14 protein-coding genes are annotated in these 16840 nt (G+C 59.5%); 4 read left to right on the top strand and 10 right to left on the bottom strand.

The genetic code is table 11. From position 1 onward, the window contains the following. Positions 1–74 precede the first annotated feature (74 nt). From NPS56_RS16335 to NPS56_RS16320, 4 genes are all read right to left on the bottom strand, one after another. Positions 75–1037, bottom strand: coding sequence for a FecR domain-containing protein (locus tag NPS56_RS16335; RefSeq protein WP_274075547.1), 963 nt, complete (start codon positions 1035–1037; stop codon positions 75–77). Then, positions 1034–1552, bottom strand: coding sequence for an RNA polymerase sigma factor (locus NPS56_RS16330; protein WP_032831242.1), 519 nt, complete (start codon positions 1550–1552; stop codon positions 1034–1036). Before NPS56_RS16330 ends, NPS56_RS16335 begins: the two co-directional genes overlap by 4 nt. Before the next feature lie 226 nt (positions 1553–1778). After that, positions 1779–2486: a 3'-5' exonuclease gene (locus NPS56_RS16325; RefSeq protein ID WP_274075546.1), complete on the bottom strand. Its 708-nt coding sequence runs from the start codon at positions 2484–2486 to the stop codon at positions 1779–1781. Further along, complete coding sequence (locus NPS56_RS16320) at positions 2483–4423, bottom strand: putative nucleotidyltransferase substrate binding domain-containing protein (protein ID WP_274075545.1); 1941 nt, start codon at positions 4421–4423, stop codon at positions 2483–2485. Before NPS56_RS16320 ends, NPS56_RS16325 begins: the two co-directional genes overlap by 4 nt. Positions 4424–4677: 254 nt before the next feature. Between NPS56_RS16320 and NPS56_RS16315 the strand changes: the two genes are divergently transcribed. Continuing rightward, positions 4678–5121 (top strand): response regulator, encoded by a 444-nt coding sequence (locus tag NPS56_RS16315; protein WP_274075544.1) that lies wholly within the window; start codon positions 4678–4680, stop codon positions 5119–5121. Positions 5122–5495: 374 nt separating this feature from the next. Next, complete coding sequence (locus NPS56_RS16310; protein ID WP_274075543.1) at positions 5496–6404, top strand: EamA family transporter; 909 nt, start codon at positions 5496–5498, stop codon at positions 6402–6404. A 62-nt stretch (positions 6405–6466) separates the two neighbouring features. Here NPS56_RS16310 and NPS56_RS16305 read toward each other — a convergent pair whose 3' ends face one another. Continuing rightward, positions 6467–8644 (bottom strand): malate synthase G, encoded by a 2178-nt coding sequence (locus NPS56_RS16305; RefSeq protein ID WP_274075542.1) that lies wholly within the window; start codon positions 8642–8644, stop codon positions 6467–6469. 500 nt (positions 8645–9144) lie between these two features. On the opposite strand from NPS56_RS16305, the gene NPS56_RS16300 reads away from it, so the two are divergent. Continuing rightward, a complete protein-coding gene (locus tag NPS56_RS16300) occupies positions 9145–9663 on the top strand; it encodes a glycine cleavage system protein R (protein ID WP_274075541.1) in 519 nt (172 codons plus the stop codon). 215 nt (positions 9664–9878) lie between these two features. Here NPS56_RS16300 and rarD read toward each other — a convergent pair whose 3' ends face one another. From rarD to NPS56_RS16275, 5 genes are all read right to left on the bottom strand, one after another. After that, positions 9879–10766 (bottom strand): EamA family transporter RarD, encoded by an 888-nt coding sequence (rarD, locus tag NPS56_RS16295; RefSeq protein WP_274075540.1) that lies wholly within the window; start codon positions 10764–10766, stop codon positions 9879–9881. 206 nt (positions 10767–10972) lie between these two features. Beyond that, a complete protein-coding gene (locus NPS56_RS16290) occupies positions 10973–11947 on the bottom strand; it encodes a serine/threonine protein kinase (protein WP_274075539.1) in 975 nt (324 codons plus the stop codon). Positions 11948–12122: 175 nt separating this feature from the next. After that, a complete protein-coding gene (locus tag NPS56_RS16285) occupies positions 12123–14024 on the bottom strand; it encodes a PhoX family protein (protein ID WP_274075538.1) in 1902 nt (633 codons plus the stop codon). Between the two features lie 67 nt (positions 14025–14091). Continuing rightward, positions 14092–14856: a TOBE domain-containing protein gene (locus tag NPS56_RS16280; RefSeq protein WP_274075537.1), complete on the bottom strand. Its 765-nt coding sequence runs from the start codon at positions 14854–14856 to the stop codon at positions 14092–14094. Positions 14857–14919: 63 nt separating this feature from the next. Continuing rightward, positions 14920–15660, bottom strand: a complete 741-nt coding sequence (locus tag NPS56_RS16275; RefSeq protein WP_274075536.1) for a ComF family protein — start codon at positions 15658–15660, stop codon at positions 14920–14922. Positions 15661–15754: 94 nt separating this feature from the next. Here NPS56_RS16275 and bioB point away from each other — a divergent pair, with 94 nt between their 5' ends. Further along, a complete protein-coding gene (bioB, locus tag NPS56_RS16270; RefSeq protein ID WP_020796035.1) occupies positions 15755–16810 on the top strand; it encodes a biotin synthase BioB in 1056 nt (351 codons plus the stop codon). Positions 16811–16840: the final 30 nt, after the last annotated feature.

The following is a 16840-nucleotide window of genomic DNA, read 5'->3' as shown; positions in this document are numbered from 1 at the left end:
CGAAAATCAAAAAGTGATAGGGCTGGATGAAAATAATTTCGATTCATCATTTGCACGGCGTCCTGCACCACCTGTCAGGGCTTGGCCGCCACCGTCACCCACCATGGCGTGTGCTGTTCGATCTGCACCGGCAGGGTCGGCAACAACGCGTTCAGGGCCAGGTTGGTATCCTTGAGTGGGAAGCTACCGGTGATCCGCAGATCAGCCACTTCCGGCGCCACACCCAGGTGACCCGGGCGATAGCGACCGATTTCACGCACCAGATCCTCCAGCCGCGCGTTGTCCACCACCAGCATGCCGCGGGTCCAGGCATCGGCGCCGAGGTTGAGCGCGGCAATCGGGCCCAGGCCGTCGTTGCGAATCAGCATTTGCTGGCCTTCGCGCAGAATCTGCTCTTCGGGACTGGATTGCGGATGGGCGGCCACCGCCGATTGCAGCACGCTCAGACGCGTGCCTTGCTCTTCACGCTTGACCAGGAACCGCGTTCCCAGGGCGCGCATGCTGCCTTCGCGGGTTTCAACGATAAACGGCCGGGCATCGCCGTGAGCGGTTTCGATCAGGATTTCGCCTTCCTGCAGGACGACCAGTCGCTGCTTCTCATCGAAACGCACGTCCACCGCACTGTGGGTGTTGAGGTTGATCAGGGTGCCATCATCCAGGCGAATGGTGCGTTGCTCCCCGGTGGCGGTGCGCTGGTCGGCCAGCCAATAGTCGATTGGCAGGTAACGCTCACCGGCAAACAGCGCCAACCCCAGCACTGCAACGACGCTGGCCAGGCCGCTGCCAAGCTTGCGCACCCGCCGGCGAATGCCTTCGCGCGATTGCAGCAGGGCGGTGCGGGCCGGGCCGCTGGCGACGCTGAAACGCTGGTCGAGCATGCCCAGTTGACGCCAGGCGCGGGCGTGTTCTTCGTGGGCGGCGTGCCATTTGGCGAACTCTTCGCGTTCCACCGGGTTGCCGGAGTCCAGGGACAGTTGCCAGGCGATAGCGGCATCGAGCACCTGCGCCGACACCGGCTTGGAGTTGACCGGGCTCATGTTGGCTCACCGTACAAGGCGATGTAGCACTGACGGATGCCCTGGGCCAGGTATTGGCGCACCCGCGGCACCGACACCCCGAGGCGCTCGGCAATTTCCGCGTGGCCCAGGCCGTCGAGACGATTGTAGAGAAACGCCGCACGGGCCTTGCTCGACAGCTTGCCCAGCAGACGATCGATGTTTTTCAGGTCTTCGAGGATCATTTGCTGTTCTTCCACCGACGGTTGTTCGGCTTCTGGAATCAGCATCAGCTCGGTGAGGTAAGCCTGTTCCAGCGCGGCGCGGCGGAAGTAGTCGAACAGCAGGCCCTTGGCAATCGCCACCAGGAACGCCCGCGGCTCGCGCGGCTCTTTGAGTTCCTCACGTCCGAGCAGGCGAACGAAGGTGTCCTGGCTCAGGTCCTCGGCCCGTTGCGGGCAGGCGACATTGCGCCGTAGCCAGGCCAATAGCCAACCGCGGTGGTCGCGATATAGCGCACCAACGAGCTCACTTTGCGGGCTTGGGACTGACGACACGCAGCATCACCGATTGGGAAGTGTTAACTAACGAGAATTGTTCGCGATTCTGTCAGAGGCGAGGAAGGTAAGCAATTGACACCGGTCGGGTAGGGGTAGGGTTTGTCGTAAGACCTTGTAGGAGCGAGCTTGCTCGCGAAAAACGTCAACGATGACGCGTTTTGCCGGTAGGACCGATGCGCCTGATGTTTTTTCGCGAGCAAGCTCGCTCCTACAGGGGGGGGTGTCAAAAGGAATGGGTTTGCTGCCGCCGCTTCCACTGATTCAACCGCTGCTGCAAGTTCAACGGGCTATGGATATGCTGCTGACGCGCGCGGCTGAACAGGATCAGCGCCAGTTCGGCGGTCGCCAGGGCGTCGGCGCTGGCGTTGTGACGCTCGAAGACTTCCAGCTTGAACCAGTCGATCCACTCGTCCAGACCGGCTTCGCGGATGTTGGCCTGGGGACACAGCAAAGGGGCGATATCCGCCACATCCAGGAAAGCATGCTGCAACTTGTAGCCCAGGTGATCTTTCAATGCGCGTCCCAGCATGTGCTGGTCGAACGGCGCATGAAAGGCCAGCACCGGGCTGTCGCCGACAAACTCCATGAACTCCAGTAACGCTTCGGCCGGATCGCTGCCGGCGGCAATGGCGCTGGGTCCCAGGCCGTGAATCAGCACACTGGGGCCGAGTTTGAGTTCGTCGCATTGCAACGTGCGCTCGAACTGGCGACTGAAGTCGATTGCGCCATCCTCGATGACCACGGCGCCTATGGACAGTACTCGGTCCTTGTTCATGTTCAGCCCGGTGGTTTCCAGGTCGAGCACGACCCAGCGCTGCTCGCGCAGGCTGCATTCATTCAATCCGCCCACCGTTGGCAGGCATTGAAGGCGCTGCTGCAGCTCTACGGACAAGCTTGGGCCTGCGGGGCGCAGCCATGAAAACAGGCTCATAGTTGGTACCGCAGGGTCAGGCTGCTTTGCAGGCGTTGAGCCTGGCGCAGGGATTCACGCAGGATGCGTCGATCCAGATGATTGAGGCTGTCGGGATCGACCCGGTTGGAGTAGGGCAAATTTTCCCGGGTCTGCAGCTGATGTTGTTGCATGCGGGTTTGCTGGATGAAGTGATAAGCCTCTTCGTACGCCGCGCCGTCCAGTGGCTCGATGACCTCCTTGGCCACCAGCTGGCGGAAGCGCTCCAGGGTATTGTTCGCTTCGATGCCGTGGGCCAGGGCAAGTAAGCGCGCGCCGTCGACGAAGGGGGTCAGGCCCTGGATCTTCAGGTCCAGAGTGGCCTTCTCACCATTTTTGCGCGCCAGCACGAACTCACGGAAACGTCCTACGGGAGGACGATTGCGCAGTGCGTTTTCCGCCATCATGCGCTGGAACAGGCGGTTGTCGGCCACCTGGTCGAGAATCCCCCGACGCAACTGTTCGCAGCCTTGCTCGCTGCCCCAGACCACGCGCAAATCGAAGTAAATACTTGAACCCAACAGGTTCTCTGGCGTGGCCTCTCGGATAAACGCCGCAAAGCGTCGCGCCCATTCGGCCCGGGACAGGCACAGCTCGGGATTGCCGGCCATGATGTTGCCTTTGCACAGGGTGAAACCGCAGAGCGCCAGGCTCTGGTTGATCTGATGGGCGATGGGCAGCAGTTTTCCGCGAATCTCGGCGGCGTGGGCGGCGTCCTGTGCTTCGAACAGAATGCCGTTGTCCTGGTCGGTGTGCAGCGTCTGTTCGCGGCGACCTTCGCTGCCGAAACACAGCCAGCTGAACGGGATACCCGGGTCGCCTTTCTCGGCCAGGGTCAGCTCGATCACCCGGCATACGGTGTGGTCGTTGAGCAGAGTAATGATGTGGGTGATCTGGGTCGAAGACGCGCCGTGGGCCAGCATGCGCTCCACCAGTTGACCGATCTCGCCCCGCAGCAGCACCAGGTTTTCCACACGCTGGGCGCTGCGAATGGTGCGCGCCAGGTGCACCAGGTCGACCCGTTGCAGGGAAAACAGATCGCGTTCGGAGACCACGCCGCACAGGCGCTGATCCTTGACCAGGCAGACGTGGGCGATATGCCGCTCGGTCATTGCAATCGCGGCATCGAAGGCGCTGTGGTCCGGAGACAGGAAAAACGGCGACCGGGTCATATGCCGCTCGATCGCCTCGCTGAAGTCGCCGGTGCCGTTGGCCACCACATGACGCAGATCACGCAGGGTGAAAATCCCCAGCGGCGCCTTATGTTCATTGACGATCACAATGCTGCCGACCTGCTGCTCGTGCATCTGGGTCACGGCCTCACGCAGGGGTGTGATTGGGCTGCACATCACTGGATGGCGCATGGCCAATTCACCCAGGCGGGTGTTGAGAGAATATTGGGTGCCCAGGGTTTCCACGGCTTTTTGCTGGACCTGCTGATTGACCTGGTCCAGCAGGCTGCTCACACCACGCAGGGCAAAATCGCGGAAGGTGCCGGAAATGGCGAACAACTTGATGAATGCAAGTTTGTTCAGCTGCAGGCAAAAGGTGTCTTCGGCGGCGAGATGTTCGGTACGGGTCGCACGCTCCCCCAGCAACGCAGCGAGGGGGAAACACTCGCCGGTGGTGATTTCGAAAGTGGTTTCGGTGCCGCCCTTGGCCGTGTGCGGCCGTTCGCCGACGACCCGACCCTGCTTGACGATGTAAAAGTGCTCAACCGGGCCGTCCGCGGGCTTGATGATGCTCTCGCCGGGGGCATAAAAACGCAGCTGACATTGCTCGACCAGGTACGCCAGGTGCGCGTGTTCCATCTGGTTGAAGGGCGGGAAGCGCTGAAGGAACTGCAAAGTGCCCTGGATGTTCTGCAACACCGCGGTTTTCCCTGCCTGTGTGAAGGCGTCCGCTTTACTCATAACCATTACCGCAGTCTTTTTTTGAATTGTTGTTGTCGGATGACTCACCCATGGTCGACCCCTACGGTCGGGGTGCCCATTGGACGTAAGTCTAGGTAGGCCGCAAACGTGATGCAGATTCGGAAAGAACCTACCCAAACGTGAGAAAAACCTCACCTTTGCCCTATTGGAAATTTTTCCGACGGAGTGCACATTGATGGTGTGCTTAGCGATGTCTCACCACTGTGCTAGGGAATTGAATTGAACATGTAGAGAATGCCATGTCCGACCACGATATTTTGAGTGACGCCGAGCGCCAGGCGCTCAGTGACGTCATGCTGGAACCCGACCTGCCGCCACAACGGGTGCTGATCGTCGACGACGACAAGGACGCCCGAGAGTTGTTGTCGGAGATCCTGGCATTGGACGGCATTCGTTGCATGACGGCAGCCAGTGGCGAAACCGCACTCAAGATGTTGGAAGAGAAACCCTCGATTGGCCTGGTGATCACCGACCTGCGCATGGGCCATATCGATGGCCTGGACCTGATTCGCCAGGTGCGGGAGTCTGTGCGGGCGGCGATGCCGATCATCATCGTCTCCGGCGACGCCGACGTAAAAGACGCGATTGCCGCGATGCACCTGAGCGTAGTGGACTTCCTGCTCAAGCCGATCGATGCCGAAAAATTGTTAGCGCTGGTCAAGCAAGAACTAGGAATTCAGTAACCAAACATTTGTAAGTGATAGTTGCCTCGTATCTCCTTTCAACCGTGTTTGAGTGGAGTTTGCGTTCTCCTGGGTGTAATTAAATTTTTCTCCTTGAGTTGAGACAAGTCTGCTCATAAATAGCTGGCGGTTGTTGCCCAAGTTTTCAGATATCTTCCCAAAGATTGAAGTTCGGATGACTTTTGTTGAATCCGTTTTTCAATCAACTCAGAAAAATAATAATTAATCATTACATGCCGATTTCTTAGCCCGGAAGCGACTCATTGAGTGGCGCTATTGAACAAGCGTGTTCTCATTTTGCTGAGTGATTCCATTTTTGACCTGGAAGTTAGAGTTTTCAGGTGTGTGCGTGTGAATGGTTATAAGGGAACAACATGATAAAAATGGATTGGCGCGACTTGCTTTTGATTCTCGTAGTAACAGTCATGTGGGGTAGCAACTATTCGGTCATTGATATCAGCCTCGATGGAATAGACCCGTTTATGCTGACTGCCTTGCGTTTCACTTTTTGTGCATTTCCGTTGGTGTTTTTCGTTCCTAAGCCGAAAAACATCAGTGCTTCAACCCTCGCGCTATACGGTTTGTTGTTCGGGGTCGGAATGTGTTGGTTGATGAACTACGGAATGTTTCTCGGGGTCAGTGCTGGTGTGACTTCTTTGCTCCTGCAATTCAGTGCCTTTTTTACGGTCATATGGGGAGTGATGTTATTCGGCGAAAAAATGTCGGCCATTCAGGTAGCAGGTATTCTCCTGGCATTGGTCGGGCTGATGTTCATCATTCATATGACCGAATCGCATGACCAGAGCCAAGGTCTGTTCCTGATACTACTGGCAGCCTTTTGCTGGAGTCTTTGCAATGTACTGATCAAGAAAAGCAAGGTCGTCGACATCTTTTCCTTCGTCGTCTGGTCGAGTCTGTATGCAATTGCTCCGCTGTACCTGATGACTTATTGGGTGAAGGGGGCTGAGCCCTTTGAGGCGTTGTTGACGGACTTGAATACGTCGGTGTTGTTGTCCATCCTGTTCCAGGCGTACGTGGCGACCATTTTCGGTTATTGGGCGTGGAACCGCTTGATCAGGAAGTATCCGGCGAGCCAGGTTGCCCCGTTGTCTGTCATCGTTCCGGTATCCGGTATCCTGACTTCATGGTATGTGCTCGATGAACCCATTGAAGGCGTAAAACTATTTGCCCTCGTGCTTACGGTCCTGGGTATTGCCATATTCATGTTTGCACCAAGAATTGCGAACTACATCGCTGAAAGCGCCTTACGGCTCAGGAAATAACGGGGCAAAAACAATAATCCCCCGGTCGTCAGGCCGGGGGATTGTTGTCGAGCAACTATATTTTACAGCACGTTCCTGGCCTTGAACTCGCGACGACGACGGTGCAGAACCGGCTCGGTATAGCCGTTCGGCTGCTTGGTACCTTCCACCACCAGTTCGACCGCCGCCTGGAAGGCGATGTTGCTGTCGAAGTTCGGTGCCAGCGGACGGTACAGCGCATCACCGGCGTTCTGACGATCCACCACCGGCGCCATGCGCTTGAGGCTTTCCATCACTTGCTCTTCGGTGACGATGCCATGGCGCAGCCAGTTGGCGATGTGCTGGCTGGAAATACGCAGCGTGGCACGGTCTTCCATCAGGCCGACGTCATTGATGTCCGGCACCTTCGAGCAACCAACACCCTGGTCGATCCAGCGCACCACATAACCCAGGATGCCCTGGCTGTTGTTGTCCAGTTCGTTCTGGATCTGTTCGGCGGTCCACTGCGGGTTCACGGCCAGCGGGATGGTCAGGATGTCGTCCACCGACGCATGGGCACGCTTGGCCAGTTCGGCCTGACGGGCGAACACGTCGACCTTGTGGTAGTGCAGCGCGTGCAGCGCAGCGGCGGTCGGCGAAGGTACCCATGCGGTGTTGGCACCGGCCAATGGGTGAGCGATTTTCTGTTCCAGCATCGCTGCCATCAAGTCCGGCATGGCCCACATGCCTTTACCGATCTGCGCGCGACCTTGCAGGCCAGTGCTCAAGCCGATATCGACGTTGGAGTTCTCGTAGGCGCCGATCCATTTTTCCGCCTTCATGTCAGCCTTGCGCACCATCGGGCCGGCTTCCATGGAGGTGTGGATTTCATCGCCCGTGCGGTCAAGGAAACCGGTATTGATGAATACCACGCGCTCGCTGGCGGCCTTGATGCAGGCCTTGAGGTTGACCGTGGTACGGCGTTCCTCGTCCATGATGCCGACTTTCAGGGTGTTGCGCGCCAAGCCCAGCACGTCTTCGATGCGCCCGAACAGCTCGTTGGTGAACGCCGCTTCTTCAGGACCGTGCATCTTCGGCTTCACAATGTAGATGGAGCCGGTGCGGGTGTTTTTGCGCGAAGTGTTTCCGTTGAGGTTGTGCATCGCCGCCAGGCAAGTCACCAGGCCATCGAGGATGCCCTCAGGCACTTCGTTGCCGTCTTTATCGAGGATCGCGTCGATGGTCATCAGGTGACCGACGTTGCGCACGAACAACAACGAACGACCGTGCAGGTTCACCGCGTTACCGTCGACACCGGTGTAGGTGCGGTCGGCGTTCATGGTACGGGTAAACGTCTTGCCGCCCTTGGCGACTTCTTCCGACAGGTCGCCCTTCATCAGGCCGAGCCAGTTGCGGTAGATCACCACCTTGTCATCGGCGTCGACGGCGGCGACCGAGTCTTCGCAGTCCATGATGGTGGTCAGCGCGGCTTCCATCAGGATGTCTTTGACACCCGCTGCGTCGGTCTGGCCGACCGGGGTACTGGCATCAACCTGGATTTCGAAGTGCAGGCCGTTGTTTTTCAGCAGGATCGCGGTGGGTGCCGAGGCATCGCCCTGGAAACCGATCAGCTGGGCATCGTTGCGCAGGCCGCTGTTGCTGCCGCCTTTGAGGGCGACCACCAGTTTGCCGTCAACGATGTTGTAGTGCGTGGAATCGACGTGGGAGCCGGCTGCCAAGGGCGCCGCTTCGTCGAGGAAGGCGCGGGCGAAGGCGATGACCTTGTCGCCGCGAACCTTGTTGTAGCCTTTGCCTTTCTCCGCGCCGTCACCTTCGCTGATGGCGTCGGTGCCGTAGAGCGCGTCATACAGCGAACCCCAGCGGGCGTTCGAGGCGTTGAGCGCGAAGCGGGCATTCATCACCGGCACCACGAGTTGTGGACCGGCCATGCGGGCGATTTCTTCATCGACGTTTTGCGTCGTTACCTGGAAATCGGCCGCTTCTGGCAGCAGATAACCGATGTCTTGCAGGAAGGCTTTATAAGCCACGGCATCGTGCGCCTGGCCGGCGCGTTCCTGGTGCCAGGAATCGATACGAGCCTGGAAATCATCGCGTTTGGCGAGTAGGGCTTTGTTCTTCGGCGCCAGGTCATGAATGACCTTGTCGGCACCGGCCCAGAACTTATCGGCGGTGAGGCCGGTACCGGGAATGGCTTCGTTGTTCACGAAGTCGAACAGGACTTTGGCGACCTGCAGGCCACCGACTTGAACGTGTTCAGTCATTGCTTGCCTCACTCTGCTCAGCTATTTCGCTTTTCAGCTCTTCAATTTAACAATGAAGCCTCTGACCATTTAAACCACAAACCCTGCGACCAGTACATGCCATTTCTGACGGCTGGGTGGGGACCAATCAACGGCTTTAGGGCCTTGCTGACAGGGCTTTCAGGGATGCGACTGCGCCTGTGGCGGACATCGATCCAACGTTATGTAGTGCGCGCAGCGGCATACTACATGATGAGTTGCGGTTGTGAAAATTAGACTAATTACGTCGTTCTGCGACCCCATGACGCATTGCAGTCACGTCGCGGATCGGGATGTTCTCAAAAAACCATGAGATTGTTCCAGTTAAATATAAAAAGTTGTACACGATTTATTGTTCGCTCAGATCGGTGGTGCATCGCTTCGCTGGCAAGCCAGCTCCTGCAGGCGATGGCGTCAGTCGATTCAGCACAGCAACCACCCTTGCCTATACTTCTCTTTCAATAACAAAAGAGGGCTGCGCCATGGACCACCTCGTACTCACTGTTTTTGCACCGGACAAGCCTGGGCAGGTCGAGCGCATTGCCCAATGCATCGCCGAGCAGGGCGGCAACTGGCTGGAAAGCCGCATGTCACGCATGGCTGGGCAATTCGCCGGGATTCTTCGGGTCGGGGTGCCTGCGGAAGCCTACGATTCACTGGTCGATGCCTTGCAAGGGCTGTCGGCCCACGGCATTCGCGTATTGATCGCCGAAAGCGGCATCGAACAGTCGTGCACCTGGAAACCGATCGCCATGGAACTGGTGGGCAATGACCGGCCGGGGATCGTGCGCGACATCACGCGCTTGCTCAGTGAACAGGGGGTCAACCTGGAACGACTGGTGACCGAAGTACGTCCGGCGCCCATGAGCAGCGAGCCGCTATTCCACGCCGAAGCGATACTGGCGGTGCCGTTGACGCTGTCCCTGGACGTGCTGCAATCGCGCCTGGAAACCCTGGCGGACGATCTGATGGTGGAATTGGTCCTGCGCAGTGAACCTTGATCGGGTTATCCAGATTAAACGTGCACCTGCCTGTGGATAACCTGTAGAGACAGCCCGCCAGGCCACGCCGGACGTGGCTTATCAAAGATTGATCAAAAAACCAGCAGTTTCAGTGACTTGCGCACAAACGGCGGGGATCACGCTGTGGATAACCTTGGGAAGGATCGGTGCAGGCCACGGAGAACGTGGCCTGCAGAGGTTTGTGCGTTTTTTGATCAGCTGCGCCGACGCAGGCTGAACCAGGCATCGATGCTGTAAACCGCCAGGCCGGTCCAGATGAAGATGAACGCCACCAGCGTACTGGACGACAAGTGCTCGCCAAACAGCAGGACGGCTTGCAGCAGCACCAGGGTCGGCGCCAGGTATTGGAGGAATCCAAGTGTCGTGTAGGGCAGATGCCGCGCGGCGGCGTTGAAACAGACCAACGGCACCAGCGTCACCGGGCCGGCAGCCACCAGCCACCAGGCTTCGGAGGTGGTCCAGAATTCAGCCTGGGCGCTGCTGGCGGTTGGATTGAGCAACAACCAGGCCAGCGCGATCGGCACCAGCATCCAGGTTTCGACCACCAACCCCGGGAGCGCCTTGACCGGCGCCTGCTTGCGAATCAGCCCATAGAAACCGAAGGTCAATGCCAGCACCAGCGACACCCAGGGCAGGCTGCCGACTTGCCAGACCTGTTGCGCCACGCCAACCGCCGCCAGTCCCACAGCAATCCATTGCATGCGGCGCAGCCGTTCGCCGAGGATCAGCATCCCCAACAGTACGTTCACCAAGGGGTTGATGTAGTAGCCGAGGCTGGCCTCCAGCATGCGCCCGTTGTTCACCGACCACACATAGGTGAGCCAGTTGGCGGCGATCAGCGTGCCGCTCAGGGCCAGGATCGCCAGCCGGCGCGGATTCTCCCGCAGCTCGCGCCACCAGCCCGGGTGTTTCCAGACCATCAGCAGCAAGGCACCGAACAGCGCCGACCAGAGCACGCGATGGATGATGATTTCCACGGCGGGCACGCTGGCGATGGCTTTGAAATAGAGCGGGAAAAGTCCCCAGATGATGTAGGCACTCAGGCCCAGGATGTACCCGCGACGCGGGTTGGCGGCTTGCATGCAGAATCCTTGCTTAGGCAGCTAACAAAGAGGGGATTGTAAGGAGATTTGTCTACGAATGTCCTGCCTGAATAGGTTGGGCAATTGTGAACACAGAATAAATGTGGGAGCGGGCTTGCTCGCGAATGCACAGTGTCAGCAAACTTGATGTCGACTGACACACCGCATTCGCGAGCAAGCCCGCTCCCACAGTGAATTTGTGTTTCTCAGAAGAGTTTCAGTGGCTCTTCATTGAGCGCCGCCAGCTGCTCGCGTAACGCCAACACCTGATCTCCCCAATACCGCTCCGTGCCAAACCACGGAAAACTGCGCGGAAACGCCGGGTCGTCCCAACGCCGTGCGAGCCAGGCGCTGTAGTGCATGAGGCGCAATGCGCGCAGGGGTTCGATCAGCGCCAGTTCCCGGGGATTGAAGTCGTGGAATTCGTTGTAGCCGTCCATCAGTTCTGACAACTGACCCAGGCAGTCCTGACGATCGCCGGCCAGCATCATCCAGATGTCCTGCACCGCCGGTCCCATGCGGCAGTCGTCCAGGTCGACGATGTGGAACATCTCGTCGCGGCACATCATGTTGCCGGGGTGGCAGTCGCCGTGCATGCGGATGTTCTGGTGCGGCGTATTGCTGTAGGCATCTTCCACACGCTTGAGCAGATCGCGGGCCACGGACTCGTAGGCCGGCAGCAGGCTGCGGGGGATGAAATTGCCTTCGAGCAAGGTCGTCAGCGAGTCATGGCCGAAGTTTTTCACCGCCAGCGCCTCACGGTGCTCGAACGGCTTGGTCGAGCCCACCGCATGCAGGCGGCCGAGCAGTTGTCCCAGGCGATACAGCTGATCGAGGTTGCCGGGTTCCGGCGCGCGGCCGCCGCGGCGGGGGAACAGGGTGAAACGGAAGCCATTGTGTTCGTGCAGGGTTTCACCGTTGTGGATCATCGGCGCGACGACCGGCACGTCGACCCCGGCGAGTTCAAAGGTGAACTGGTGTTCTTCAAGGATCGCTTCGTTGGTCCAGCGCTGCGGGCGGTAGAACTTGGCGATCAGCGGCTCGGCGTCTTCGATGCCGACCTGGTAGACACGGTTTTCGTAGCTGTTGAGCGCCAGAATGCGAGCATCGCTGAGAAAACCGATGCTTTCGACGGCATCGAGCACGAGGTCTGGGGTGAGCGTTTCAAACGGGTGGGCCATGCTGACTCCTGCGCGCAGCAGGCTGCTGCGTCCGGCCAGGCATGGTAGCGCAGACAGACATGGATAGGTTGTGACTGTGCTGACGCCTTCGCTGGCAAGCCAGCTCCTACAGGTCATGCGCCATTTTTGAAATCGCGCATGACTTTGTAGCTGGCTTGCCAGCGAAGAGGCCCTGTCAGGCGCCGACTATCCCGCCATCCTCCCGGGTAATCACCATCACCGAAGACCGCGGCTTGCCGTTTGGCAGGTGCTCAGGGAAGGTTGAACCACCGTTCTCCCCCGGATGCTGGATCCCGACAAACAACGTCTTCTGGTCCGGCGAAAAACTGATGCCAGTCACTTCGCAGCCAATCGGCCCGACCATGAACCGACGAATTTCCCCGGTCGCAGGGTCGGCGCAGAGCATCTGGTTGTTGCCCATGCCGGCGAAATCACCGGCATTGCTCGAATCGCCATCGGTTTGTATCCACAGCCGACCGGCCTTATCGAACGCCAACCCATCCGGGCTGTTGAACATGTTCTGCGGGGTGATGTTCGACGAACCGCCCTTCGGCGTGCCGGCATGCACTTGCGGGTTGCCGGCGACCACGAACAGATCCCAGGCAAAGGTGTTCGAGGCGTGGTCATCGCGGTCGGTGCGCCAGCGCAGGATCTGCCCGTAGACATTCTTTTCGCGCGGGTTCGGCCCGCCCACCGATTGCCCCTCTTCGCCGCGTTTGGCGTTGTTGGTCAGGGTGCAGTAAACCTGACCGTCCGTGGGGCTGACGACGATCCATTCCGGACGGTCCATGCGCGTGGCTTTCACCACGCTGGCCGCCAGACGGGCATGAATCAACACCTCGCCTTGGTCGGCAAAACCGCTGCTGGCGTCGATGCCGTTTTTGCCGTGGGTCAGTTCGATCCATTCACCCTGGCCTTTGGGGTGATCGGCATTGCCGTCGCCTGCATCGAAACGGGCCACGTACAGGGTGCCGTGGTCCAGCAGGTCGCGGTTGGCCTTGGGGTTCTTGTGGTTGATCTTGTCGCGGCTGACGAACTTGTAGATGAACTCGCCGCGCTCGTCGTCGCCCATGTACACCACGGCGTGGCCGTCTTTGGTTTCAGCCAGGGCGGCGTTTTCGTGTTTGAAACGGCCCAGTGCGGTGCGCTTGACCGGGGTCGATTTCGGGTCGAACGGGTCGATCTCGACCACCCAGCCGTGGCGGTTGAGTTCGTTGGGATTGTTCGCCAGGTCGAAGCGCGGATCGTGTTGATGCCAGTTGATGTCTTTGCTGGTCGCCACCACGCCGTAGCGTTTCTGCGCGGCGTCGAACTTCAGCTCGGCATTGGTACTGCCAAAGCAATCGGTGAAGTTCTCTTCACAGGTCAGGTAGGTGCCCCACGGCGTCTTGCCGTTGGCGCAGTTCTGGAACGTGCCGAGGACGGTCTTGCCTTGCGCATCGGCACTGGTTTTCAGCAGTGCGTGACCGGCAGCCGGGCCGCTCAGGCTGATCGGCGAATTGCCGTGGATGCGCCGGTTGTAGGGCGAGCCCTGGACGAACTGCCAATGACCGCCCTTGCGCTGCACCTCGATCACCGACACGCCTTCGCAGGCCAGGGCCTTGTGCACTTCCTGCGCCGACTGCGGCATGCCCCCATGGGGGTAGAGGTAGCGGTAGTTGGTGTATTCGTTGTTGATCGCCATCAGCGCCCGGTTGTTGTCATCGGGGAAGGCGAACAGGCTCATGCCGTCGTTGTTGTCGCCGAACTGGACTTCCTGATGCTCGGCGCTGCCGTTGCCACTCGCGTCGAAGGCCGGGCCGTTGTTCTGCAGGGGCTGACCCCAGCTGATCAGTACCGAAGACTTGTAGCCGGGTGGCAGGCTGATCGCGTCGCTGGTCGCGGCGGGGATGCTCTCGAAACCCAGCAACCGGCTGGTGCCGGCGCTGACACTGGCGGCCAGTGCGCTGCGGCTCAGCAGGTTGCCGCCGAGGAACATGGCGGCACCGCACAAGGCGCCTGCGCTGATAAAGCCACGGCGGCTGAGGCCGACCATCTGTTCGAGGTCGGTGGGTTGGTTGTCTTCTAATAGGCTCACATCAGGCTCCCTGCGATTTTTGCAGTCACCTTAATGGCGGACGATGACGCTTTTGTTGCAGGTGTATTTAAAGCGGCGTGCCGAGCAATACGTTGGACGGGGAGAACTGCGCGCGCACCGGTTTGCCGCTGGTCAGCTTGCGCGATTGCAAATGCCAGGGCTCGGCCAGGGCGCAGAGCGTCTGGCCGTTGGGCAGGCCGATACGCACTTCGCAGGGGCCGTCTTCGGCGTCGAGGATTTCCTCGATGACGCCTTCGAGGCAATTGTGTCCGGGTGTTGCCTCGTCGCCGCTGCCCAGCACATCGAGCCAACCGGCCTTGATCAGGGCGACCACTTCGGTGCCGGTTTGCAGGTCCAGGCGCACGGTGCTGTCGTGGGTGATCTGCGCAGCGATGCTCAAGCCTTCGGCCAGTTCAAGGCGGACCCGGTCGTTGTGGCCCTGGGTTTCAATGGCCACCACCTTGCCGTGCAACTGGTTGCGTGCGCTGGTCCTGAGCATCAGGCGACCGAGCAAGTCGAGGTCGCTGGCGTCTTCGGCAGCCTCCAGGACCTGGGCCTGCAACACCTGCAGCTTTTGATAGAGGCGTAGCACACGCTCGCCCTCGGTGGACAGTTTCGCGCCGCCACCGCCTTTGCCGCCGACACTGCGCTCCACCAACGGTTTCTGCGCAAGGTTGTTGAGTTCATCGATGGCATCCCAGGCGGCCTTGTAGCTCAGGCCCGCGCTTTTCGCCGCGCGGGTGATCGAGCCCTGCTCGGCGATGTGTTGCAGCAGGGCAATGCGTTGCGGTCGGCGGACAATGTGCTGGGACAACAGCGTAGGCAAGGACATGGCAAGACGCTTTGGGCAATGACGATGGAGAGGACGTTGGCGGCTCGGGGCCCGGGAGTCAAGTCACGGCGACTCGCCAGGTTTGGGTGTACGTGCCAGGCAATAGACGTCGACCCGTGTGGCGCCTGCGTCCATCAGCAGGCAAGCCAGTGCTTGCGCGGTGGCACCCGTGGTCAGTACGTCGTCCACCAGCGCCAGATGGCGACTCTTCACCGATACGTCGGGTGCCAGGGCGAAGGCGTGTTGCAAGTTCTTTTTGCGGGCCGCGGCGTTGAGGTCTTGTTGGGCGTTGGTGTCTTGGGTTCTCGATAGCAACCGTTCATCGGAAGGCACATCGAGGCGTTCGCTGAGCCAACGCGCCAGCATTGCAGCCTGATTGAAGCCTCGTTGGCGCAGGCGCCGGGCAGCCATCGGCACGGGGACCAGCGCATCGGGTCGCGGCAAGTCATCGTCGAAGCGATGTTGCAGGGATTGAGCGAGAAGTTCGCCGAGCAGGTGGCCCAACGGCCATTGCGCGCTGTGCTTGAAGCGGGTGATCAGGCTGTCGATCGGGAAGTTGTAAGTCCAGGGCGCAACCACTCGTTCAAACGCCGGAGGCTGCTTGAGGCACTGGCCGCACGTCAGGCCGGCAGCGGGCAAGGGCAGGGCGCAGGTTTGGCAGTGCTCGCCGAGCCAGGGCAGTTCGGTTTCGCAAGCCATGCAAATGGGCGTGGAGCCATCAGCCGCTTCATCACACAGCAAACAGTGCTGTTTGTTTTTTAACCAGATGTAAACCTGCTTGTCGTATCGTGGTTGACAGCTCATGGCTCTTCCTTAAATATGCCGAAACACCTGTGATGCGCCGGTGGAAATTCCCTTTCCCGGTCGCCTGCCAAAGCATAAAACAAAGGAATCGCCCATGAGCGCCAGCACCTCTGCAACTTTGCGTCATGACTGGTCTTTGGCCGAAGTCAAAGCACTCTTCGTTCAGCCATTCAATGACCTGTTGTTCCAGGCGCAGACGGTGCACCGCGCGCATTTCGACGCCAACCGCGTCCAGGTATCGACCCTGCTGTCGATCAAGACCGGTGCCTGCCCGGAAGATTGCAAATATTGTCCGCAGTCCGGTCACTACAACACCGGCCTGGAAAAAGAAAAGCTGATGGAAGTGCAGAAGGTCCTCGAAGAGGCTGCGCGTGCCAAGGCCATCGGTTCGACCCGTTTCTGCATGGGCGCGGCGTGGAAACATCCATCGGCCAAAGACATGCCTTACGTGCTGAAAATGGTCGAAGGCGTCAAAGCCCTTGGTCTGGAAACCTGCATGACCCTCGGTCGCCTCGATCAGGACCAGACCGAAGCGCTGGCCAAGGCCGGCCTCGATTACTACAACCACAACCTCGACACCTCGCCGGAGTTCTACGGCAGCATCATCACCACCCGTACCTACAGCGAGCGCCTGCAAACCCTGGCCTACGTACGTGAGTCGGGGATGAAGATCTGCTCCGGCGGCATCCTCGGCATGGGCGAGTCCCTCGATGACCGCGCCAACCTGCTGATCCAGCTGGCCAACCTGCCGGAGCATCCGGAGTCTGTGCCGATCAACATGCTGGTGAAAGTCGCCGGTACGCCGCTGGAAAATGCCGACGACGTCGATCCGTTCGACTTCATCCGCATGCTCGCGGTCGCGCGGATCCTGATGCCAAAATCCCACGTGCGCCTGTCCGCTGGCCGCGAAGCCATGAACGAGCAGATGCAGGCCCTGGCGTTCTTTGCCGGCGCCAACTCGATTTTCTACGGCGAAAAACTGTTGACCACTGCCAACCCACAGGCCGACAAGGACATGCAACTGTTCGGGCGTTTGGGGATCCTGCCGGAAGCCCGCGAAGAACACGCCGACGAAGTGCATCAGGCCGCCATCGAACAGGCGTTGGTGGAGCAGAAGAGCAGCGAGCAGTTCTATAACGCGGCTGTTTGACCTCCGATCCTTCTGAAGAAATGCAAAACC

It is taken from the genome of Pseudomonas putida, from assembly GCF_028682635.1.
GTDB lineage: Bacteria > Pseudomonadota > Gammaproteobacteria > Pseudomonadales > Pseudomonadaceae > Aquipseudomonas > Aquipseudomonas putida_AE.
This window is presented reverse-complemented; position numbering and strand designations above follow the sequence as displayed.